The organism is Klebsiella sp. OBRC7 (assembly GCF_000293135.1).
Taxonomy (GTDB): Bacteria; Pseudomonadota; Gammaproteobacteria; order Enterobacterales; family Enterobacteriaceae; genus Klebsiella; species Klebsiella michiganensis.
Map to the genome: position 1 here is coordinate 106,495 of NZ_ALNJ01000004.1, position 21,527 is coordinate 128,021.

Below are 21,527 nucleotides of genomic sequence, written 5' to 3' on the forward strand. Positions count from 1 at the left end.
ATGAGTAGCGTAGATATTCTGGTTCCCGACCTGCCTGAGTCCGTAGCTGACGCAACGGTTGCCACCTGGCATAAAAAACCGGGCGATGCGGTTGTTCGTGACGAAGTGCTGGTAGAAATCGAAACTGACAAAGTGGTACTGGAAGTACCGGCTTCAGCGGATGGCATTCTGGACGCGGTGATCGAAGACGAAGGCGCCACCGTGCTCTCTCGTCAGATCCTGGGCCGCCTGCGTGAAGGCAACAGCGCGGGCAAAGAGTCCGGTGCGAAAGCCGATGCCAAAGAGTCGACGCCGGCCCAGCGCCAGCAGGCTTCTCTGGAAGAACAAAACAACGATGCGCTGAGCCCGGCGATTCGCCGTCTTCTGGCGGAACACAGCCTCGACGCGGCGGCCATTAAAGGCACCGGCGTTGGCGGCCGCCTGACCCGTGAAGACGTGGAGAAGCATCTGGCGAGCGCGCCGGCTAAAGCTGAAGCGCCGGCGGCTGCACCCGCTGCTGCTGCTCCGGCGGCGCAGCTGGGCAACCGCTCGGAAAAACGCGTGCCGATGACCCGTCTGCGCAAACGCGTTGCCGAGCGTCTGCTGGAAGCGAAAAACTCCACCGCCATGCTGACGACCTTCAACGAAGTCAACATGAAGCCGATTATGGATCTGCGTAAGCAGTACGGTGACGCGTTTGAAAAACGTCACGGTATCCGCCTGGGCTTCATGTCCTTCTACGTGAAGGCGGTCGTCGAAGCGCTGAAACGCTATCCGGAAGTGAACGCCTCTATCGATGGCGACGACGTGGTGTACCACAACTATTTCGACGTCAGCATGGCGGTTTCCACGCCTCGCGGCCTGGTCACCCCGGTTCTGCGCGACGTCGATCTGCTGGGCATGGCGGATATCGAGAAGAAAATTAAAGAGCTGGCAGTAAAAGGCCGCGACGGCAAGCTGACCGTAGACGACCTGACCGGCGGTAACTTCACCATTACCAACGGCGGCGTATTCGGTTCTCTGATGTCCACGCCGATCATCAACCCGCCCCAGAGCGCGATTCTGGGTATGCATGCCATTAAAGATCGTCCAATGGCGGTGAATGGTAAGGTGGAAATTCTGCCGATGATGTACCTGGCGCTCTCCTACGACCATCGTCTGATCGACGGACGTGAGTCGGTTGGCTACCTGGTTGCGATTAAAGAGCTGCTGGAAGACCCGACTCGTCTGCTGCTGGACGTGTAGTCAGCAAGAGTATGACCTACCGTAGGCCGGGTAAAGCGCGCGAGCGCCGTTATCAGGCCTACAGGTTTATAATTATTCCCTGAAGGATGGACTGAACACATGAACTTACATGAATATCAGGCAAAACAACTCTTTGCCCGCTATGGCTTACCGGCGCCGGTGGGTTATGCCTGTACTACTCCGCGTGAAGCAGAAGAAGCCGCTTCAAAAATCGGCGCGGGTCCGTGGGTAGTGAAATGTCAGGTTCACGCTGGTGGCCGCGGCAAAGCGGGCGGTGTGAAAGTAGTGAAGAGCAAAGAAGACATTCGCGCATTTGCTGAACACTGGCTGGGCAAACGCCTCGTCACCTATCAAACAGATGCGAACGGCCAGCCGGTTAACCAGATTCTGGTTGAAGCGGCGACCGATATTGATAAAGAGCTGTACCTGGGCGCGGTTGTTGACCGTAGCTCCCGTCGCGTGGTCTTTATGGCCTCTACCGAAGGCGGCGTGGAAATCGAAAAAGTGGCGGAAGAGACCCCGCACCTGATCCACAAAATCGCCATCGATCCGCTGGCGGGTCCGATGCCTTACCAGGGCCGCGAACTGGCGTTCAAACTGGGTCTGGAAGGTAAACAGGTTCAGCAGTTCACCAAAATCTTTATGGGCCTGGCGACCATTTTCCTTGAGCGCGACCTGGCGCTGATCGAAATCAACCCGCTGGTGATCACTAAGCAGGGCGACCTGATCTGTCTCGACGGTAAACTGGGCGCTGACGGCAACGCGCTGTTCCGCCAGCCGGATCTGCGCGAAATGCGCGACCAGTCGCAGGAAGACCCGCGCGAAGCTCAGGCGGCGCAGTGGGAGCTGAACTACGTCGCGCTGGACGGCAACATCGGCTGCATGGTGAACGGCGCGGGCCTGGCCATGGGCACCATGGACATCGTTAAGCTGCACGGCGGCGAACCGGCTAACTTCCTCGACGTTGGCGGCGGCGCAACCAAAGAGCGCGTCACCGAAGCGTTTAAAATCATCCTCTCTGACGACAACGTAAAAGCGGTTCTGGTTAACATCTTCGGCGGTATCGTACGCTGCGACCTGATTGCCGACGGCATCATCGGCGCGGTAGCCGAAGTGGGCGTTAACGTCCCGGTAGTGGTTCGTCTGGAAGGTAACAACGCCGAACTGGGCGCGAAGAAACTGGCTGACAGCGGCCTGAATATTATTGCAGCGAAAAGTCTGACGGATGCAGCTCAGCAGGTTGTTGCCGCAGTGGAGGGGAAATAATGTCCGTTTTAATTAATAAAGATACCAAGGTTATCTGCCAGGGCTTCACCGGTAGCCAGGGTACATTCCACTCTGAACAAGCCATCGCTTACGGTACGCAAATGGTTGGCGGCGTAACGCCGGGCAAAGGCGGCACCACCCATCTGGGCCTGCCGGTGTTCAACACCGTGCGCGAAGCGGTAGAAGCGACCGGCGCAACCGCATCCGTTATCTACGTTCCGGCGCCGTTCTGCAAAGACTCCATCCTGGAAGCTATCGATGCAGGTATTAAACTGATTATCACCATCACCGAAGGCATCCCGACGCTGGATATGCTGACCGTGAAGGTGAAGCTGGATGAAGCGGGCGTGCGCATGATCGGGCCAAACTGCCCGGGCGTGATCACCCCAGGCGAATGCAAAATCGGCATCATGCCGGGCCACATTCACCAGCCGGGTAAAGTGGGCATCGTTTCCCGTTCCGGTACCCTGACCTATGAAGCGGTTAAGCAGACCACTGATTACGGCTTCGGCCAGTCCACCTGCGTGGGCATCGGCGGCGACCCGATCCCGGGCTCTAACTTCATCGATATCCTGAAGCTGTTCCAGGAAGATCCGCAGACCGAAGCGATCGTCATGATCGGTGAGATCGGCGGTAGCGCGGAAGAAGAAGCGGCCGCTTACATCAAAGATCACGTGACCAAACCGGTTGTCGGCTACATCGCCGGCGTGACCGCGCCGAAAGGCAAACGTATGGGTCACGCGGGCGCCATCATTGCCGGTGGTAAAGGTACGGCGGATGAGAAATTCGCCGCGCTGGAAGCCGCTGGCGTGAAGACCGTTCGCAGCCTGGCCGATATCGGCGAAGCGCTGAAAACCGTAATTAAGTAATAAGTAAAAAAAACAGCCCTGACGTTCTGCATGGTTAAGGGCTGGTCCAATTTCGACATGGTTGGCCATCTGATGATGGCCTTTTTTTTGCCTGGCGTTGCGCCATCAGGCGTTACGCCGTTTTCGCCCGCGATTTCATGCCGTTTAATCATATTCATCTGCGCAAATGAGATTATTTTTTGCGTCCGGCATCATCCTTTTTATCCGCGCTATTTTGCATATTAAGTGCTTGCAAAAGGCTGTGGGGAATAATGTGGTGCGAAAGAAAAGGCATGAACAATGGGAGGGCTTTAGTTCGCTGGCAGCGCTTTTTTCGCGGGCTACCGGGCTGGAGACCACGGTGATTGAGGCGAATGACAATCGATTACCTGCTGGCTATGGTGGGTTAAATTTCTTTGCCTTACCGCTGATTCAGAACAATACATTATCCGGTTATATTATTTGCGACCATCATAACGCGACCGACAACCAGCATCGGGCGGCGGCGATAAGATTACTGCATTTTATCGTTAATAATATGTCTGCGATTACAGAAAACAGGGAAGTGGACGATAAACCGTTGCGGCATAAGAGAGAGTTTTATTATTCGCAAAAATCGTCGTATGAAATAAAACTGCTGTCGGCATTGCGCTATATTGATGAAAATTTATATGGTGAGCTGTCTTTAGAGACCGTCGCTGCTCACGTTTGTTTAAGCGCAAATTATTTTAGTCGTTTTTTTAAAAAACGCCAGGGGGTGAATTTTAAAGTCTGGGTTAATCAGCGCAAAATGCAGCGTGCCGGAGAACTGCTTGGCGATCCGTCATATTCGGTAGACAGCGTAGCGCGTAAGCTTCAGTTTGCGCAAACCAGCTACTTTTGTCGGGTGTTTCGCGCCGCTCATCGCACCAGCCCGCAGTCGTTCCGCGATCGGCATCTCGCAGCCGCTTCACGGTAAGTCGATTAGCCGCCGTTTTATCGTTAATACAGATTTTTCCTGGAGCGCTCATAATGTGTGGCCGATCGCGGAAAAATTTTCATTTATGCTCACCAGCGGGCAATTAAATTTCACCGTCTCATTGACTGACTTCGCAAATAAACAAGTTAATGTGAAAAAATATTGACAACTTATTGCTGTTATTTGCATGGCAATCACATTGTTTAAATTGTGTTTATTGTAGTGCCTGGGTATTATTGGTTATTATTTGATCGATAGCAGTGTGCATTAATCATGGAATAGATCAATGACATCTGAAGGTAAAATAAAATATAACACCCGGGGCTAATCTGATGTCCTTGCGCGCTTTTTTTATCTATTAAACAATTTTTTGCACGCCGTAAATGGAAGACGTTATGAGAGGAAAAATCCCCAAAACTGAATTACTGGTGACCTTTGAGGTTGTGGCTCGCCACGAAAGTTATACTCGAGCAGCGGAAGAGTTGGCTTTAACACAAAGCGCCGTGTTCCGACAGGTCACGGCGCTGGAGGATTTCCTCCATACGTCATTATTTAATCATGCTAAAAAAAGGATTTTTTTAAATGCGGCTGGCAAGCATTATTTGACTATCGTTAAGGAAACGCTTAACAAACTGGAACGTGATACCAACTCCATTATGACATGGCAACCGACGGTGCAGGTGCTTGAGCTGGCCGTCAATCCTACCTTTAGCACCCACTGGCTGATCCCCAACCTGCGCGAGTTTAATAAATTACATCCGGGCATTATCGTTAATATTCATTCGCTGGCTAATATTGGCGATTTTCTTAGCCGCGAGTACGATGCCGCCATTATGCGCGAGGATTTTTGCTCGCCGTGGGCGGAGGTTGAGTATCTGTTCGAAGAGGAAATTCTGCCGGTGTGCGGCTGCGGGCTGCTGTCCGAACCCGGGCAGAAGCTGGCGGTCGAGGAGCTGCTGGGCGAGTTTCCGCTGCTGCATCAAAGCACGCGAATTCACGGCTGGCAGGAGTGGTTTGCGCTGTCGAATATCACCAGCCCGCAGATCAACATCGGTCCGCGTTTTGACCTGCTCTCAATGCTGATTGCGGCGGTGCGTTCTAACCTGGGGGTGGCGCTGCTGCCGCGTTTTGCCATTCAGCATGACCTGGATAGCGGTGAGATGGTGATCCCCTGCGATGTGCCGATTCGCACCGGCAACCGCTTCATTATGACGTGGCAGGAGGATAAAGCGGAATCCCGTCATTTACAGGTATTCCGCGAGTGGCTGCTGCAAAAATCGGTGGTCTCGGCTGCCTGACGGCGCTTTGCAGAGAACTGTGAGCCCGTAGCCCGGGCAAGGCGCGTCGAGCGCCGCCCCCGGGAGCATAGCGCAGAGTGGCTGAGTTTCCCGGAGGCGATGCTGCGCATCTGTCCGGGCTACTGGCCCGCAGAACGCTGTGAACCCGTAGCCCGGCTAAGCGCAGCGCGAGCCGGGTAAAACTACCAGTCGATTCCCACCTGCGCCTGAACACCGCTGTCAAAGGCGTGCTTCACCGGCCGCAGCTCACTAACCGTATCGGCAAGCTCCAGCAGCCGGGCGTGGCAGCCGCGGCCGGTGACAATCACGTTCTGCCGCGGCGGACGATTCTCTATCGCCGCGATCACTTCCTGAGTATCCAGATAGTGATACGCCAGCATATAGGTGAGTTCATCCAGCACCACCAGATCGTAGCTCGGGTCGGCCAGCATGCGCTTGCTCTCCTGCCATACGGCCGACGCCGCCTCGATATCGGCCTCCCGGTTTTGCGTTTCCCAGGTAAAGCCGGTGCCCATAATGTGGAACTCAACGCCGAGCGGATGCAGCGTGTTGTACTCTCCATTATCCCACTGGCCTTTAATGAACTGGGCAGCACCGACGCGCTTACCGTGGCCGACGGCGCGCGTTGCCGTACCGAAGGCGGCGGTGGATTTACCTTTGCCGTTGCCGGTGAAGACGATCAGAATGCCTTTTTGCTCCGTTGCCGCCGCCACGCGGGTGGCAACCTGCGTTTTCAGCTTCTGCTGGCGCTGACGATGGCGGTCGGGATTGCCTCGCGCGTGCATAAATGCTCCTTAGTGTCCTGCCGGACAGGTGGCGCAGCGGTGCTGCTGCTCGAACTGGCTAAAGAAGTTGTTGCCTTTGTCGTCAACCAGCACAAACGCGGGCAGATTTTCGACTTCCATCATCCATACCGCTTCCATGCCCAGCTCCGGATACTCCAGGCAGCGCAAACTTTTCACATACTGCTGCGCCAGCAGGGCCGCCGCGCCGCCGATGCTGCCGAGATTAAAGCCGCCGTGTTTATGGCAGGCCTCGGTCACCTGCTGGCTACGGTTGCCTTTGGAAAGCATGATCAGACTGCCGCCCGCTTCCTGGAAAGCGTCAACATACCCATCCATGCGTCCGCCGGTGGTGGGGCCGAGCGAGCCGCAGGCCAGATTATTCGGCGTTTTCGCCGGGCCTGCGTAGTAAACAATATGATTGCGCATGTACTCCGGCATCGGTTCGCCGTTATCCAGACGCGCTTTGATTTTGGCATGGGCGATGTCGCGGGCGACGACAATCGGACCGCTCAGCGACAGCCGGGTGCCCACGGGCAGGGCTGACAGGTCGTGGAGGATGTCGCGCAGCGGCCGGTTCAGATTGAGCTGGACGGTCTGCGCCACGTTTTCTATGCGCTGAGAATCAGGGATAAACTTGCCCGGGTTATGTTCCAGCTTCTCCAGCCAGATGCCGTGTTTGTTGATTTTGGCTTTGATGTTTCGGTCGGCGGAGCAGGAAAGCGCCATTGCGATAGGGCAGGAGCCGCCGTGCCGCGGCAGGCGAATCACGCGAATGTCGTGGGCGAAGTATTTGCCGCCAAACTGTGCGCCGATGCCGAACTCGCGGCTGGCTTTGAGCAGCGCCGCTTCCAGCGACGTATCGCGAAACGCCTGGCCCAGTTCGTTTCCGCTGGTGGGCAGATTGTCGTAATATTTTGTCGAAGCCAGCTTCGCCACCTTCAACGCCTGGTCCGCCGACAGGCCCCCCACGACAAAGGCGATGTGGTACGGCGGGCAGGCGGCGGTGCCCAGCGCCTTCATTTTTTCAATCAGAAAGGCGGTGAGTTTTTCCGGCTGCAGAATAGATTTTGTTTCCTGAAATAGCGCCGCTTTGTTGGCCGAACCGCCGCCTTTATTGACGAAGAGGAAGCGGTATTCACTGCCCGGCACCGCGCTGATATCAATCTGCGCGGGCAGGTTGGTCTGGGTGTTGACCTCGGTATACATATCAAGGGGGGCATTTTGCGAATAGCGTAAATTGTTTTCCTGAAAGGTGGTGTAGATGCCCTGACTCAGAGCTTCAGCGTCGTTACCGCCGGTCCAGACGTTCTGGCCTTTGCTCGCGACGATGGTGGCGGTCCCGGTATCCTGGCAGTTTGGCAGCACGCCTTTTGCCGAGACTTCGGCGTTGCGCAGCAGCTGTAGCGCAACGTATTTATCGTTACCGCTGGCCTGCGGGTCGTGCAGGATGCTGGCGATCTGCTTTAAATGCCCGGCGCGCAGGAAAAATGAAGCCTCATAAAATGCCTGCTGAGCCAGCAATGTTAACGCATCGGGCGCAACCTTAATAACCTCTTCTCCATCTAACTCTGTCACTTTAACATGTTGATTCGTTAGCAGTTCATATTCGGTACTATCGTTACTCTGAACAAAAAGTTCCTGCCAGACAAAGGGTTTCGACATTTTACTTCTCACTATTTCGCTATAAAGAGATTGGCCTGCGTCGCATGTGCGACATACTCGATGGTCTGCTGGGCGCGGACGCTGTTACCGGCTGCATCCAGCGGAGGGGAGTAGACGGCGATAGCGTATTGCCCGGGAACGACGGCGACCATTCCGCCGGCAACCCCCGATTTCGCCGGGATACCGACGGTGTAGAGCCATTTGCCGCTGCCGTCATACAGTCCGGCAATCGCCATTTCCGCCAGCACCTGCGGGACGTAACGTTCATTAAGCAACTGCTTGCCGTTGAACGGCGACTTGCCCTTATTGGCGAGTACGGCCCCCATTTTGGCGAGCTGCTCAACGGTGATATCCACCGAACACTGGCGGGTATAGATTTCGACGGCTTCCTGAGGGTCGCCATAAAAGCTGCGGTATGAATTCATCAGCATCGCCAGCGCCTGGTTATGCTGGTTGGTCTCCATTTCGGATTGAAATACCGGCTCGTTAACGCTCAGGGAGCTGTCGGCCCAGGCGCTGAGGTTGTTGAGAATGTTGTTCCAGCGGTCGGTTTTGTCTTTCGCCGCAATCAGGCTCACGGTGCTCATGGCGCCGGCGTTAACCAACGGGTTCTCCGGCGCGCCTTGCGTGAGCTCCACGGCTAAGCCGGAATTGAAGGGCAGGCCGGTCGCGTTCGCGCCGAGTTTATCCAGCACCTCCTGCGGCCCGCGCTGCTCCATCGCCAGCGCCAGGGTGAAAACTTTACTTAATGATTCCATCGGAAAGGCTTTTGTCACGTCGCCGGTCTGGTAAATTTTGCCTTCGACCGTCGCGAGCGTAATGGCGAAATTATTCGGGCTATAGCTCGCCAGGGCAGGGATATAGTCGGCGACTTTACCGTCGTGGTTACTCTTATATTTCTGATGCGCCTGCTCGATGATGCTGGCGTAGTCCGGCGCGCTTTGCGCCTGCGCGGCGGCGCTAAACAGTAAGCTGGCGGTTAAGATGCAGGTGCCAAGAAATTTCACGTTCATGGTGTGTCCCGTTGGGATGATTGGAGGGAACCGGGCCGGACGTATCCGGCCTGGGGCTCATAGCCATTTTGCTGTCAGGACATCGCCACTTCGGACGTTTCGCTGGCAGGGCGCTCCTGCTCCGGTTTTTTGACCGGGGCGGTGCCGCGGCAGCCTTCTCCGTAATGCTCGCCTTCCCAACGGCCAACGATGGCGGCGCCCATGGCATTACTCATCACGTTGGTGGCGGAGCGACCCATATCGAGGAACGGGTCGACGCCCATCAGCAGGATCAGGCCCGCTTCCGGAATGTTGAACTGGTTCAGCGTCGCGGCGATAACCACCATTGAGGCGCGCGGAACGCCCGCCATCCCTTTGGAGGTCAGCATCAGGATCAGCAGCATGGTGATCTGCTCGCCCATGCTGAGGTGGACGTTACAGGCCTGGGCGATAAACACCGTGGCGAACGAGCAGTAGGCCATGGAGCCGACCAGGTTAAAGGAGTAACCGATGGGCAGGACGAAGCTGGCGATTTTTGAAGAGACGCCGAATTTTTCCAGCTTATCGAGGGTGCCAGGGAAAGCGGCTTCTGAGCTGGATGTGGTGAAAGCCAGCAGCGCGGGCTCGAGGATCGCTTTGGTCAGACGGCTGATGCACGGGCCGACAATCACCGTCGACAGGCCAATGAGGATCGCCCATAGCATGCCCAGCGTCAGGTAGAACTCGCCCATAAAGATCCCGGCGCTGACCATCACGCCCAGACCGCGTTCGGCAATCAGCCCGGAGATGGCGGCGAAAACGGTCAGCGGCGCGAACAGCATGACGTATCCCGTTAGCTTCAGCATCACGTGGACCAGCGAATCGAGCACCTTCACAATGGGCTCGGCTTTTTCGCCGATCGCCGCCAGGCTGCAGCCGAGGAAAATGGAGAACACCACGATTTGCAGAATTTCGTTGCGCGCCATCGCATCAACGATGCTGGTGGGTACCGCGTGCGAGATAAACACTTTCAGGGTGAAGGGTTCGGACTGAACGGCGGCCACGGCTCCGGCATCGTGGGGGACAAAGTTGATGCCCGCGCCTGGCTGGAACAGATTGACGATCACCAGACCCAGCGCAATCGACAGCAGTGAGGCGCAAATAAACAGGAAAAAGGTTTTAGAGAATATACGCCCGAGCGTTTTCGCATCGCCCATTTTGGCGATGCCGACCACCAGCGTTGATATTACCAGCGGGGCGATAATCATTTTTACCAGGCGTAAAAATATAGTGGTAAAAATGGAAATATCCTGAGCATAGGATTTTGCTGTATCTGCTGATGCCATATTATTAATGATCACCCCGGCAATCATGCCGAGTATCAGGCCTAATATGATCATTTTGGTTAAACTTATTTTTTTCATATTTACTCCATCGGAACAGGGTTAGTCGTGAAGTGGTGTAGGGCGGCGTACGCCTGCGCCAGGTAGCAGCGCAGACGTACGCCTGTGGTGACCAACCGCATAAATTGTCTGGAATACAGTGATACAGCGAAATCCTGTATACCAATGGATGTTGTTGTATTTTTATATCCGTCGTCTTTCAAGCTGCATTTTTGTTGGCTGCCTTTGTTCACCCCAGTCACGTACGGATGTACGCTCCTGGGGATGAATGAGGGACATCCATGTCCCTCACCGAAGGCAGCCTCCGGCTGTTCAAATTCGTTCCTGACGAATTTGTCTCTCAGTTGCCGTCTCAATGCAACTCGAAATCCATTGGATATAGAATTAGAAATCGAACTCAATACTTAATAGCGGCGCATGCTGCTGAGCGCCATAAACATCATTGTCCCCGACGTTGCCGGAAATAATATCCCGCGGCATGACAATTTTTACCGCGTTGGCCGGATCGAACCAGATAATGCGATGAATAAAATCAGGCTTTACGTTATATAAACCAGCAATAAGCTGCGGGGTTAATTGCTCAGAACGTTTGACCCGCTGATAATCTTCCCGGGTTTTAAATAAAATATCTAAAACCAGTTCATACGGTCCGGCGTTTTTGGAGCGGATCACCTGCGCCAGTGAACATAGGGATTGTTTCATGCCTGAACTCCTTCTGGCGTCACCTGTTCGATATGGAAGTCAAAGCGCAGCGCGTCGCTGGCTTCGATCAGGTGATAGATTGAGAACTCATACACCGGGCCGCTCTGAATATCGGAAGGCGAGAACGGGAAGGCGAGGTTGCCCGCGGTGGCAATGCGGTTTTCATAGCCGTAGTGCAGCAGGGTAGAGCGCACCAGCGAACAGACGCTGTTGGCGATATCCTGGGTTGGCGCAACGACATCAAGCAAGATGCCCAGTTCGTGCCCGGCGGTTTTCATCGGTTCGTGATTGCCCATCACGCCGTTCTTTCCATACAGATGGAAGGTCATGCGGATGCTGTCATCGTTCAGGGAGAGGTTGCGTGCGACGCTGGTCTGTACCTCTTCAAGAATATTATCGATTCCGGCAATCATGATCGGATCGCGCGTTCCGGCAATGGTCAGGCAGCGGAAGCCGACCCGCCGCGCGCCTTCCAGCTTCAACGCGTATGGCGTCGCTTCATGACGAGAACCGCTGACGTAAACCTCGCCTTCGTTGACGGCTTTGAAGGTGCATCCTTTCAGGTTCAGCACGCCGCCCGGACCGGGCAGGAAATACGGATCGGACTTCTCGTACAGCGTATGCGCCGCCGCAGAGGTTTCGGTAAACTTACGCTTTGGATTAAACGCTTTCAGCGTAAAGCCGCTGTCGTCGATAATCCCCATGGCGCAGTCGGAACCGGAGCCCGGCGTGGCGGCAATGGCCGCGCATTCGAGGATCTTGCCGCAGTGCAGGGCGAGCCCCTCATCAAATCCCTGCATAATCGGCAGCGCCGCGAAGCAGGCCGGATCGTACGCCCGTCCCCCAAGCACCACCTGGGCGCCGGCGGCCAGCGCCCGCTGAAAGGGTTCGATCCCCATCTGGGCGACGATATAGGTACTCTCTTCAATGGCTTCGTGGGTCAGTTCAGGCACAAAGTCCAGGGCGGTGATTTTGCCGTTATCCAGCGCCTGATGAACGATGGCTTTATCGACATCAGACGGGATCAGCGCCATGGAGAACGACAGTTTTTCTTCCTGCGCAATCTCATGGATAATCTGCCGGCACCACTCCAGATGCGGCGCGGCGCCGGATCCTCCGGCGGTGCCGATCACCACCGGGATATTGTTTTTCACGCCGGCGACGATCATATAGCGCAGATCGCGTTTCACCCCGGCCCGGTCGGTAAAGGGTTTGCCTGCCCCCAGGTAGTGGGGGCCGGGATCGGATGAACCGGCGTCAACGGCAATCAGATCCGGCGACTCCTCCATGGCTTTACGAAAGCTCTCTTCCGGGAAGCCGTAGCCGAGGATTGCCGTCGGCGATAAGATTTTAAAGGTACGAGCCATCTCTTAATCCTTAGCCTGCAACAGCGCGATGGTGCGGTTCATTTCGTTAAACACGATGTTGAGACCTTCGTCGAAGCCCATCCCCGGCTTGATCAGCATGCGCATCGGACGCGCGGCCAGCGCGACGTGAACGCAGGTGCGGGCGCTGATCTCGGTTTCGTTACAGGTACCGCCCTGATAGGCTTCCATCGCGTGTTTGTTGCAGTACAGCACCGCGTCCACGATGTTATGAATGCCGCCGAGATCCGGGGTTTTGATCTGCACCATGTGGCAGCTGCCGGCATCGGTAAAGTCAACGATGTCCTGGTAGGTGTTACACCACTCGTCGGCGACAATTTTTACGCCGGAACCGAGGCGGGTCAGCTCTTTGGTAATGGCCGTGAGCATACGGATCTGGTCCGGTTTATTACCCGCATCCACCGGGCCTTCTATATAGAGCGGCAGGCCCTGCGCCTCTTTCTCCAGGCTGGCGATATAGTCGGCGCAGCGAACCGGATCCATATCGAAAATCAGGCCGATGGTGCCGTATACGTCGATATGCAGCGTGGGGCGATAGCGGGGGCTGGTGCGCAGGCTTAAGATGCGGTCGGATAGCCAGCGGACATACTCACGCAGTTTTTCCCCTTTCAGACCCAGCTTCTCTTCGACATTGTTAATCAGCGCATGGGGCAGGACGTCAACGCCTTTGAGGATCATTTTGTCCACGGCGATATAGCGGTCGTCGCCGCTCTGACCAAATAACGGAATCGCTTCCGGTATGCAGGGCAGCTGCCATTCGTCGCAAACTACCTCCGCCTTCAGGCGGCCGCTGGCCAGCGCGGTGGCGTCGAGCAGCGCCTGGGAAAGACCGTAGCGGACGGCGGTATGCAGCAGATGACCGTCGATGCGCAGCTTGTCGAAAAAGCGGGCGTTCGGCAGGAAGGTATCGACATCGCGGCCCTCCAGCAGCGGTTTGATATGATCGTTGAGGAACGGGATAAAGTTCTCCGCCAGGAACAGCGGGTCGCGGCCGCCCGCACCGGAGTACTGTACGGCGGCACAGTCACCGACCGCCACCGCGCCGTTTTCCAGAATCAGCTGGACGGATACGCATTCACCCGCCTGGCGTACCGAGGTGAAGCCTGGCGTTACCGGAGCACCGGTATAAATGAACCCATCATGACCCGCGCCGTTTTTAATCGCCTGCTGATCGTCAAAATAGAATGAAGAGTAGCCAGCGGTGAAAAGGGCCTGTTTAATTTTCATTATGGTCTTCCTATTAATTTACTGTGGGATACCGCGTTGATGTCATCAACAACCATCTGGAATGAGGGTTTGCGTCCTTCAAAATGCGCACGTTCAGCGACGTAATCGTGGTGCAGGGCGAGGATGTCCTTCGGCAGCGGAACCGCGCCGGCTTCAAGCACGCGAATGGCGCCGGCATTGTCGCGAACCGGTAAAATTTTGCCCGCGTTGCAGGATGCGGGGGCAAAAGGCACGTCCAGGACGCCCGCTTCAAAGGCCAGCACCGTACCGCGGGCGATATCGCCGTTGCCCAGCTCGAACACTTTCTTCAGCACCGCGCGAACCTCGCTTTTTATCAGCTCCACTTCCTGCTCAACCGCGGCGCAGGGCGGGAACTTCTGATCGCTGACCATATTGAGCATCTGGCGGGATGCCCTCAGCCCCTGCGCGTTGGCCGCCGCGGTGGGAATACCGAACGCTTCATGCGGGCTCTTGGTGATCACTTTGGTGGCACCGGACATCCCGGCTACCGCCGCGCCCCATGAGATAATGGCAAAGGCTTTTGATTCATCTTCCGGAAAGCCGCCCATCCACTGGTGGAAGACGGTACTCAGCTCATAATCGTCGAATCCGTAATTGCCAAAGTATTCGTGGGAGAGTTCGCGAAGAGATTTAATCGCCGCGATGTCCTGGGTGAGGCTGCCGACCTGGCCGTAGCCGACGGTGATTGACTTGACGCCCTGTTCCAGCGCCAGCAGACCTTCGATAATGGCCACCGCGTGGGACATAAACGGTGGGATCAGGGTGCCGGTCAGCGGGCCGAACGGTTCGCGGTTAATACGAATGCCGTGCTCTTCATACAGGCCCATCAGGCGGTCGCAGTACTGCCAGTCGCGAATCGACTTCTCCAGGGTGACGCGCTTGGCGTAGGGAATGTTGTAAGAGATACCGCCGCCTTCGTAGCTGGTAAAGCCGCTGGCCATGGAGATTTCCGCCAGCAGGCGCGCGTCTGGCGTACCGTGACGTACCTGGACCGGTTTTTCCAGCGCTTCGGTCATCCGGCGGCAGGCGGCGACGCCATGGTTAACCACCGGCAAACCATTCAGTTTGGAGGTCCCCGCCTCGATGGATTTCTGTATGCCGACCGCCGCTTCTTCGTAACGGTTGAGGCGGGTATAGGCATCGATGGTGCTGGGCAGCAGATCGCACTCTTCCTGCAGGGTTTTGAGCAGCGCAATATGTTCATCCATCAGCGCCACGCCCGCGCGCGGCTGGCTCAGGGTTTTACCTTCCTGGTCGGCCTTAAGCAGAGCGTGAGAAAAGCGTTTTTTCTCAGGAATGGTTTGCTGGTACTTCACGCCATCTTCGAAGTGCTCAACGTCCTTGCCGGTATGCCAGGTCTGCAATACCTGATGCCGCTCGGTCATGAATTCGTCGTGGGTTAATTTTTTATTTCGAAGTTCCATTCGTAGCTGCCTTCATTTATAGGGTTAAACAGTGAATGCTGGTGCGAGCGGCGAGCTCGGGGTAGAGCCTGGCAACGTTTGCCAGCAGCGGAAGCAGGCCTTTTGCATCGCGGTAATAATCAAACCGGGTTGGCAGAAGAATACGTCTGCCGTCGTCATCCAGTTCGCGGTATTTCAGCCAGCGGTGGATGTCGAAGCCGCTGGCGCGGGAGAGCCATCCGCCAGAACCGACGACTTTACGCACGGGCGTCAGATCGCGGCCCATCTGTAAATCGACGTTGCCCACGCAGGTGCAGACCTGCTTTTTGGTGCCCGCGTGGCGTTCGCTGGCGTAGCCGACGCACAGCCCGGCCAGCACGGTGTCGAAATATTTTTCTTCCTCGTTGAGCGGCAGATAATCCGGCTGAGCGACCAGATGGTGCAGGTAGCGGTAAAAGGCCTCCTGGCGCTGCGGCTGGTGGGCAAATACCACGTTCACCAGCTCCTGAGTACTTTCACCGACCACGACAGCTGAAACGCGCATGCCGAGATCGCCTTCTACCGTACGTTTAACAAACGGTTCCGGAACCCCGTGCAGAACGGTATCCGGAGAGAGCGTGTTGGCGCTGGCGGAGTAGACGTCGGTGGTGGCGCCGCCCATATCGATCAGCATGAACTCTTTCCACGCGCTGTCGTAATGGCTGATGGTTTTTACCAGCTCGTAGACGGTCCACGGCGTTGGCATCGGCTCTTCGCCGGTTTCCGCGACAATCACGTCCAACCCTTTACCTTTGACGATTCGGGATAAGAAGACATCGCAAATCGCCCTGCGGGCAGCGTAGGGATTAGGGTGATCGAGATCGGGCAGAATGTTGTCTACCGTGGTCAAATCTTTGTGGCCTAGGATGGCCTGAACCTCGTCCTGAATATCCCGGTTTCCGGCATAGATAATGGCGCAGTCGAGCGTTGACTCCGCCAGCGCATGGGCGTTGGCCAGGCCGTAGCTCTCCTCGCCGCCGTCGGTTCCGCCGGTAAACAGCAGGATATCCGGCGGCGTGGCTTCCAGCGCCTGGATATCGTGGCGGTTAAGTTTGTAGGCGTAGTATTGGGCGATTTTGGCCCCCGCCGAGTGGGCGGTGACTTTTGCTGATTCCAGGGTGATGGACGGCACCAGACCCATCGCGGCAACGGCAAGACCGCCTTTTGCCGATGAAGAGTATTTCAGCGTGACGTCACCGCGGTGCAGCAACGGGCGCGCATCGGCAACGTTAAGCACCCGGTTCAGGCTGGCAAAAAAGCCTTCCGCCAGGTGATGGGTAGTGGTCGGGGTCAGAACGTGGTTTACCAGCGTCAGCTCATCCCCCTCCTGTGCGAAGAGGGCCGCTTTGGTCCACGTCGAGCCGATATCGACAGAGACGGTTTGCATCAGATAGCCTCTTCCAGACACTGCTGTTCAACGCCGTGGCGCTGGTTGATATCGTTTGCCATCAGCCTGCAGACGTCTTCCAGATCGTGGCTAGGGGCAAAGACGCGATTGAAGCCCATCTCTTTGAATTTGGCCTCGACGTCGGCAAAATCATGCTTACCGACCACCAGGTTGCCGCCAACGTAAAGAAGAATATCGCCGATACCGCGTTCAATGCAGCGTTCGCGCAGTCCCAGGCAGTCGATATCGCCGTGGCCGTAAATAGACGACACAACGATGGCGTCCGCGCCGGTTTCGATAGCGGCATCGATATATTCATCCTGACTGACCATCACCCCCAGATTGATTACGCGAAAATCATGGGCAGTAAAAACGCGGTCCAGGACTTTGTTGCCTACTGCATGGCAGTCAGCACCAATGACGCCAATAACAAGTGTTGATTTCTTCATGGGTAATCCTCTGTAAGGCTGATGGTATAAAAATAAAAACGACTTTCTAATATTTGCAGCGTTGATGATGGCCGCCTGTTAATAGGGCTGGAGTGTCTGTGGTTCGAAGGGGTGAAGCAATTGATCTATTTTCAGAATATCTTTCAAAAAAGTCTTGTTTTTGATTTTTCTTTAAAAAATCGTTTTGTATCATGGTGTTGTTGGTTTTTTTATTGTCTGGGGTTATTTCTGTTTAGATCTTTTTAATAAATAGATTGCGATGTTTGTGAGCAAGGTCTTATTTCATATTTTGCGTTTATTTTGCCTTTGATAATAAGCGGCAAATACAATTCTTTAAATTTTTCTGTGAGCATAGTAACGGAATTTATGTGCTGTTTTTTATATGCGCCAAGGCGGGTTTGTTAGAATAAAGATATAAAATGGTGATTTGTTTATTTAATATTTCATTTTTGTTGAAGAACAGGGTAGGGCAGGAGCGGTGCTGTCCGGCGTGGATAAAAGCGCAGGGGGAAAGTCTGCTGCATAAAGAGCAGGGTGCGTTGCGTCACAAAACGGCGAGAAAGAGAATGTACGCCGCATTTACTTGATAATGAGATAGTTACGCACCTGTGTTAATTGAAAGTAAACGCAATGATAAATCTAATAAGGAAAAAATTTATGGCGTTAACTTGATAAAAAAAATCTGTGAGCTACCCGGCATTATCGATTGATAGCCACATTTACGCGGTCAGCGCTCAGCCCATTAAATTCCCCTCCGCGGCGAAATAAATGGACTATCATTTTCAGTAACCGATGATACTCTTGAAAAACATATTATTAACCTGCTGTTTACCTGTGAGGTACACGGTATACATAATTAACATTTAAAATGAAAATTGATTTAAATCAATGTTTAAAACTTGGAAAAGAACGCGAAAAGGAGTTAAATTGTCGCGGATCAAATTGACCGAAATCTGGTATTTTCGCTATAAATTGATCGCTGTCGAAAACTGCAAATTTATCACAATAAAAACCTATTTATTGTAAGGGTTTTGCAGCGTAATATAATCACGGGATCAATTTGGGTGTTTTGTTAACATGTTTGTAACTTTTCAGTGCTTCCGCTTTCTTGAAAGAGAAAACGGGCGTGGCGAGAAGAAGCAAATAAATTTGTATTGGGGCATGCGTGTGACCCTTTCTAACGGGGTTCACTCTCGGAGTCTTCATGCGATGAGCAAGGAGTCATGATGTTAGATATAGTCGAACTGTCGCGCTTACAGTTTGCCTTGACCGCGATGTACCACTTCCTGTTTGTGCCGCTGACGCTAGGTATGGCGTTCCTGCTGGCCATCATGGAAACGGTCTACGTCCTTTCCGGCAAACAGATTTATAAAGATATGACCAAGTTCTGGGGCAAGTTGTTTGGTATCAACTTCGCGCTGGGTGTGGCAACCGGTCTGACCATGGAGTTCCAGTTCGGGACTAACTGGTCTTACTACTCTCACTATGTGGGCGATATCTTCGGTGCGCCGCTGGCCATTGAAGGTTTGATGGCCTTCTTCCTCGAATCTACCTTTGTCGGTCTGTTCTTCTTCGGTTGGGATCGTCTGGGCAAAGTTCAGCACATGGCCGTGACCTGGCTGGTGGCGCTGGGCTCCAACCTGTCGGCGCTGTGGATCCTCGTCGCTAACGGCTGGATGCAGAACCCGATTGCGTCGGACTTCAACTTTGAAACCATGCGTATGGAGATGGTCAGCTTCTCTGAGCTGGTCCTGAACCCGGTTGCTCAGGTTAAGTTCGTTCATACCGTGGCGTCAGGCTATGTGACCGGCGCGATGTTCATTCTTGCCATCAGCTCCTGGTATATGCTCAAAGGCCGCGACTTCGCTTTTGCCAAGCGCTCCTTCGCTATCGCAGCCAGCTTCGGTATGGCGGCGATTCTCTCCGTTATCGTTCTCGGTGATGAATCCGGCTACGAAATGGGCGACGTGCAGAAAACCAAACTGGCGGCTATCGAAGCTGAATGGGAAACTCAGCCTGCTCCGGCGGCCTTTACCCTGTTTGGTATTCCCGATCAGAAGGCGCAGGAGAACCGCTTCGCGATTCAAATTCCTTACGCGCTGGGCATCATTGCGACTCGCTCCGTGGATAAACAGGTTACCGGCCTGAAAGACCTCATGGTTCAGCACGAAGAGCGTATCCGTAACGGGATGAAAGCTTACGCGCTGCTGGAACAGCTGCGTGCCGGTTCAACCGACCAGGCCGTGCGCGATCGCTTTAACGACGTGAAGAAAGATCTGGGCTACGGTCTGCTGCTGAAACGCTATACCGACAACGTCTCTGACGCGACGGAAGAGCAGATTGCGCTGGCGACCAAGGACTCTATTCCTGCCGTGGCGCCGCTCTACTTCGCCTTCCGTATCATGGTAGCGTGCGGCGTGCTGATGCTGTTGATTATCGGCGCCTCCTTCTGGAGCGTGATTCGCAACCGCATCGGTGAGAAAAAATGGCTGCTGCGCGCCGCGTTCTATGGCCTGCCGCTGCCGTGGATTGCCGTTGAATCGGGCTGGTTTGTCGCCGAATATGGCCGTCAGCCGTGGGCTATCGGTGAGGTGCTGCCGACGGCCGTCGCGAACTCGTCGCTGACCGCGGGCGACCTGATCTTCTCTATGGTGCTGATTTGTGGCCTGTACACGCTGTTCCTGGTGGCTGAACTGTTCCTCATGTTCAAGTTTGCCCGTAAAGGACCAAGCAGCCTGAAAACCGGTCGCTATCACTTTGAACAGTCCTCTGCGGCTATTCAGTCGGCACGCTAAGACAGGAGTCGTCAAATGATCGATTATGAAGTATTGCGTTTTATCTGGTGGCTGCTGATTGGCATTCTGCTCATTGGTTTTGCTGTCGCCGATGGCTTCGACATGGGGGTGGGGATGCTCACCCGTTTCCTCGGTCGTAACGACACCGAGCGTCGAATTATGATCAACGCCATTGCCCCGCACTGGGATGGAAACCAGGTGTGGCTGATCACCGCCGGCGGCGCGCTGTTTGCCGCCTGGCCGATGGTCTACGCCGCCGCGTTTTCCGGCTTCTATGTGGCCATGATCCTGGTGCTGGCGTCTTTATTCTTCCGCCCGGTGGGTTTCGACTACCGCTCGAAGATTGAGGACAACCGCTGGCGCAACATGTGGGACTGGGGCATCTTCGTTGGCAGCTTCGTGCCGCCGCTGGTGATTGGCGTGGCGTTCGGCAACCTGCTGCAGGGCGTTCCGTTCCACGTTGATGAATATCTGCGCCTGTACTACACCGGTAACTTCTTCCAGCTGCTGAATCCGTTTGGCCTGCTGGCCGGTATTGTCAGCGTGGCGATGATCCTGACGCAGGGCGCGACCTACCTGCAGATGCGTACCGTGGGTGAACTGCACCTGCGCACCCGCTCCGTGTCTACGGTAGCGGCGCTGGTGACGCTGGTTTGCTTCGCGCTGGCGGGCGTTTGGGTCTACTACGGTATCGACGGTTATGTGGTGAAATCGGTGATGGATCATACCGGCCCGTCTAACCCGCTGACCAAAGAAGTCGCGCGTGAAGCCGGCGCGTGGATGGTGAACTTTAATAACATGCCGGCGCTGTGGGCGATTCCTGCCCTGGGCGTGGCGCTGCCGCTGCTGACCGTCATCTCGACAAAAGCGGATAAAGGCGCATGGGCGTTTCTGTTCTCCTCGCTGACGCTGGCGTGCATCATTCTGACTGCCGGTATCGCCATGTTCCCGTTCATTATGCCATCAAGCACGGCGATGAACGCGAGCCTGACCATGTGGGATGCGACCTCCAGCCAGCTGACGCTGAACCTGATGACTTACGTGGCGATTGTCTTCGTACCGATTATTCTGGCCTACACCGCCTGGTGTTACTGGAAAATGTTCGGTCGCATCACTCGCGAAGACATCGAAAAGAACACCCACTCGCTGTATTAAGGTAAGGAGCTATATATGTGGTATTTCGCATGGATTTTGGGAACGCTTCTTGCCTGTGCTTTTGGGGTGATTACCGCGCTGGCGCTTGAGCACGTGGAAGCCACCAAAGCAGGTAAAGAAGAACACTGATGAGTATTATCGCGACTCTTTACGCGATAATGGACAAGCGCCCGTTAAGGGCGCTTTCCTTATTGATGGCGCTGGCGCTAGCGGGCTGCATCTTCTGGGATCCGTCGCGCTTTGCGGCCAAAACCAGCGAGCTGGAAATCTGGCACGGCTTCCTGCTGATGTGGGCGGTTTGTACCGGCGTTATCCACGGCGTGGGTTTCCGCCCGCGCGCCATTCACTGGCAGGGAATTTTTTGTCCGCTTATCGCTGATATTGTGCTCGTTTTGGGCCTGTTTTTTTTCTTCTTTTGAATAAGAAATCTCTGTTAACCATATGGGCTTGCATAAGCCCATAAAAATTTACTCCTCGTTTACTTTCCCCCATTCCAAACCACGATTCCCGCGCGTATAGTAGCGAAGTTTGAAAGCACTAACCTTTTGT

The 21,527-nt window shown here is 55.0% G+C and carries 18 protein-coding genes and 1 pseudogene; 9 read left to right on the plus strand and 10 right to left on the minus strand.

The features are described 5' to 3' along the window. The 5 genes from odhB (at position 1) to HMPREF1144_RS01510 (ending at position 5,594) form a co-directional block, all read left to right on the plus strand. Positions 1-1,224, plus strand: a complete 1,224-nt coding sequence (gene odhB, locus HMPREF1144_RS01490) for a 2-oxoglutarate dehydrogenase complex dihydrolipoyllysine-residue succinyltransferase (protein ID WP_004848921.1) — start codon at positions 1-3, stop codon at positions 1,222-1,224. Positions 1,225-1,323: 99 nt separating this feature from the next. Then, positions 1,324-2,490: an ADP-forming succinate--CoA ligase subunit beta gene (gene sucC, locus HMPREF1144_RS01495; RefSeq protein ID WP_004848923.1), complete on the plus strand. Its 1,167-nt coding sequence runs from the start codon at positions 1,324-1,326 to the stop codon at positions 2,488-2,490. Next, the gene (sucD, locus tag HMPREF1144_RS01500) at positions 2,490-3,359 is read left to right on the plus strand and encodes a succinate--CoA ligase subunit alpha (RefSeq protein WP_004100288.1); all 870 of its coding nucleotides are present in this window, start codon (positions 2,490-2,492) and stop codon (positions 3,357-3,359) included. The genes sucC and sucD overlap by 1 nt, the downstream gene beginning before the upstream one ends. A 166-nt stretch (positions 3,360-3,525) precedes the next feature. Continuing rightward, positions 3,526-4,296, plus strand: a complete 771-nt coding sequence (locus HMPREF1144_RS01505) for a helix-turn-helix transcriptional regulator (protein ID WP_042926774.1) — start codon at positions 3,526-3,528, stop codon at positions 4,294-4,296. 395 nt (positions 4,297-4,691) lie between these two features. After that, entirely contained in the window at positions 4,692-5,594 is a 903-nt protein-coding gene (locus HMPREF1144_RS01510; RefSeq protein WP_004848928.1) for a LysR family transcriptional regulator, read from the plus strand. Between the two features lie 182 nt (positions 5,595-5,776). Here HMPREF1144_RS01510 and cobO read toward each other — a convergent pair whose 3' ends face one another. The 10 genes and pseudogenes from cobO to glmS all read right to left on the minus strand — a co-directional run bounded on the left by cobO (position 5,777) and on the right by glmS (position 17,028). After that, positions 5,777-6,379 carry a cob(I)yrinic acid a,c-diamide adenosyltransferase gene (gene cobO / locus HMPREF1144_RS01515; protein WP_009651654.1) on the minus strand — a complete coding sequence of 201 codons (603 nt, stop codon included), beginning with the start codon at positions 6,377-6,379 and terminating at the stop codon, positions 5,777-5,779. A gap of 9 nt (positions 6,380-6,388) precedes the next feature. Then, a complete protein-coding gene (locus tag HMPREF1144_RS01520; protein WP_009651652.1) occupies positions 6,389-8,041 on the minus strand; it encodes a class I fumarate hydratase in 1,653 nt (550 codons plus the stop codon). A gap of 11 nt (positions 8,042-8,052) precedes the next feature. Continuing rightward, positions 8,053-9,054 carry a glutaminase A gene (gene glsA / locus HMPREF1144_RS01525; protein ID WP_004848935.1) on the minus strand — a complete coding sequence of 334 codons (1,002 nt, stop codon included), beginning with the start codon at positions 9,052-9,054 and terminating at the stop codon, positions 8,053-8,055. Positions 9,055-9,157: 103 nt separating this feature from the next. Continuing rightward, positions 9,158-10,436 (minus strand): annotated as a pseudogene (locus tag HMPREF1144_RS01530) (dicarboxylate/amino acid:cation symporter); the annotation flags it as partial. A 363-nt stretch (positions 10,437-10,799) separates the two neighbouring features. Beyond that, a complete protein-coding gene (locus HMPREF1144_RS01540) occupies positions 10,800-11,117 on the minus strand; it encodes a DUF4387 domain-containing protein (protein ID WP_004848939.1) in 318 nt (105 codons plus the stop codon). After that, positions 11,114-12,484, minus strand: coding sequence for an acyclic terpene utilization AtuA family protein (locus tag HMPREF1144_RS01545; RefSeq protein WP_004848941.1), 1,371 nt, complete (start codon positions 12,482-12,484; stop codon positions 11,114-11,116). The genes HMPREF1144_RS01540 and HMPREF1144_RS01545 overlap by 4 nt, the downstream gene beginning before the upstream one ends. 3 nt (positions 12,485-12,487) lie before the next feature. Beyond that, positions 12,488-13,729, minus strand: a complete 1,242-nt coding sequence (locus HMPREF1144_RS01550; protein WP_004848943.1) for a methylaspartate ammonia-lyase — start codon at positions 13,727-13,729, stop codon at positions 12,488-12,490. Continuing rightward, on the minus strand, positions 13,729-15,174 hold the full coding sequence (locus tag HMPREF1144_RS01555; RefSeq protein ID WP_004848945.1) for a methylaspartate mutase subunit E: 1,446 nt from the start codon (positions 15,172-15,174) through the stop codon (positions 13,729-13,731). The genes HMPREF1144_RS01550 and HMPREF1144_RS01555 overlap by 1 nt, the downstream gene beginning before the upstream one ends. Positions 15,175-15,190: 16 nt before the next feature. Next, entirely contained in the window at positions 15,191-16,579 is a 1,389-nt protein-coding gene (glmL, locus tag HMPREF1144_RS01560) for a methylaspartate mutase accessory protein GlmL (RefSeq protein WP_009651660.1), read from the minus strand. Continuing rightward, the gene (gene glmS, locus HMPREF1144_RS01565; protein ID WP_004848951.1) at positions 16,579-17,028 is read right to left on the minus strand and encodes a methylaspartate mutase subunit S; all 450 of its coding nucleotides are present in this window, start codon (positions 17,026-17,028) and stop codon (positions 16,579-16,581) included. The genes glmL and glmS overlap by 1 nt, the downstream gene beginning before the upstream one ends. A 1,226-nt stretch (positions 17,029-18,254) precedes the next feature. Here glmS and cydA point away from each other — a divergent pair. From cydA to ybgE, 4 genes are read left to right on the plus strand one after another with little or no spacing between them, the layout of a single operon-like run. After that, positions 18,255-19,823, plus strand: a complete 1,569-nt coding sequence (gene cydA, locus HMPREF1144_RS01570) for a cytochrome ubiquinol oxidase subunit I (RefSeq protein ID WP_004130574.1) — start codon at positions 18,255-18,257, stop codon at positions 19,821-19,823. A gap of 15 nt (positions 19,824-19,838) precedes the next feature. Further along, a complete protein-coding gene (gene cydB, locus HMPREF1144_RS01575; RefSeq protein WP_004848954.1) occupies positions 19,839-20,978 on the plus strand; it encodes a cytochrome d ubiquinol oxidase subunit II in 1,140 nt (379 codons plus the stop codon). Positions 20,979-20,993: 15 nt separating this feature from the next. After that, positions 20,994-21,107, plus strand: coding sequence for a cytochrome bd-I oxidase subunit CydX (gene cydX, locus HMPREF1144_RS30830; RefSeq protein WP_004100325.1), 114 nt, complete (start codon positions 20,994-20,996; stop codon positions 21,105-21,107). Next, positions 21,107-21,397, plus strand: a complete 291-nt coding sequence (gene ybgE / locus HMPREF1144_RS01580) for a cyd operon protein YbgE (protein ID WP_004100327.1) — start codon at positions 21,107-21,109, stop codon at positions 21,395-21,397. Before cydX ends, ybgE begins: the two co-directional genes overlap by 1 nt. The last annotated feature ends 130 nt before the right edge of the window (positions 21,398-21,527 follow it).

Bases quoted from the DNA above. Each gene is read 5' to 3' on its own strand.
- ybgE (WP_004100327.1), top strand. From the start codon at position 21,107: ATGAGTATTATCGCGACTCTTTACGCGATAATGGACAAGCGCCCGTTA.
- sucC (WP_004848923.1), top strand. From the start codon at position 1,324: ATGAACTTACATGAATATCAGGCAAAACAACTCTTTGCCCGCTATGGC.
- HMPREF1144_RS01555 (WP_004848945.1), bottom strand. From the start codon at position 15,174: ATGGAACTTCGAAATAAAAAATTAACCCACGACGAATTCATGACCGAG.
- HMPREF1144_RS01520 (WP_009651652.1), bottom strand. From the start codon at position 8,041: ATGTCGAAACCCTTTGTCTGGCAGGAACTTTTTGTTCAGAGTAACGAT.
- HMPREF1144_RS01550 (WP_004848943.1), bottom strand. From the start codon at position 13,729: ATGAAAATTAAACAGGCCCTTTTCACCGCTGGCTACTCTTCATTCTAT.
- cydX (WP_004100325.1), top strand. From the start codon at position 20,994: ATGTGGTATTTCGCATGGATTTTGGGAACGCTTCTTGCCTGTGCTTTT.
- cydA (WP_004130574.1), top strand. From the start codon at position 18,255: ATGTTAGATATAGTCGAACTGTCGCGCTTACAGTTTGCCTTGACCGCG.
- cobO (WP_009651654.1), bottom strand. From the start codon at position 6,379: ATGCACGCGCGAGGCAATCCCGACCGCCATCGTCAGCGCCAGCAGAAG.
- odhB (WP_004848921.1), top strand. From the start codon at position 1: ATGAGTAGCGTAGATATTCTGGTTCCCGACCTGCCTGAGTCCGTAGCT.
- glsA (WP_004848935.1), bottom strand. From the start codon at position 9,054: ATGAACGTGAAATTTCTTGGCACCTGCATCTTAACCGCCAGCTTACTG.
- HMPREF1144_RS01510 (WP_004848928.1), top strand. From the start codon at position 4,692: ATGAGAGGAAAAATCCCCAAAACTGAATTACTGGTGACCTTTGAGGTT.
- HMPREF1144_RS01505 (WP_042926774.1), top strand. From the start codon at position 3,526: ATGAGATTATTTTTTGCGTCCGGCATCATCCTTTTTATCCGCGCTATT.
- glmS (WP_004848951.1), bottom strand. From the start codon at position 17,028: ATGAAGAAATCAACACTTGTTATTGGCGTCATTGGTGCTGACTGCCAT.
- HMPREF1144_RS01540 (WP_004848939.1), bottom strand. From the start codon at position 11,117: ATGAAACAATCCCTATGTTCACTGGCGCAGGTGATCCGCTCCAAAAAC.
- sucD (WP_004100288.1), top strand. From the start codon at position 2,490: ATGTCCGTTTTAATTAATAAAGATACCAAGGTTATCTGCCAGGGCTTC.
- cydB (WP_004848954.1), top strand. From the start codon at position 19,839: ATGATCGATTATGAAGTATTGCGTTTTATCTGGTGGCTGCTGATTGGC.
- HMPREF1144_RS01545 (WP_004848941.1), bottom strand. From the start codon at position 12,484: ATGGCTCGTACCTTTAAAATCTTATCGCCGACGGCAATCCTCGGCTAC.
- glmL (WP_009651660.1), bottom strand. From the start codon at position 16,579: ATGCAAACCGTCTCTGTCGATATCGGCTCGACGTGGACCAAAGCGGCC.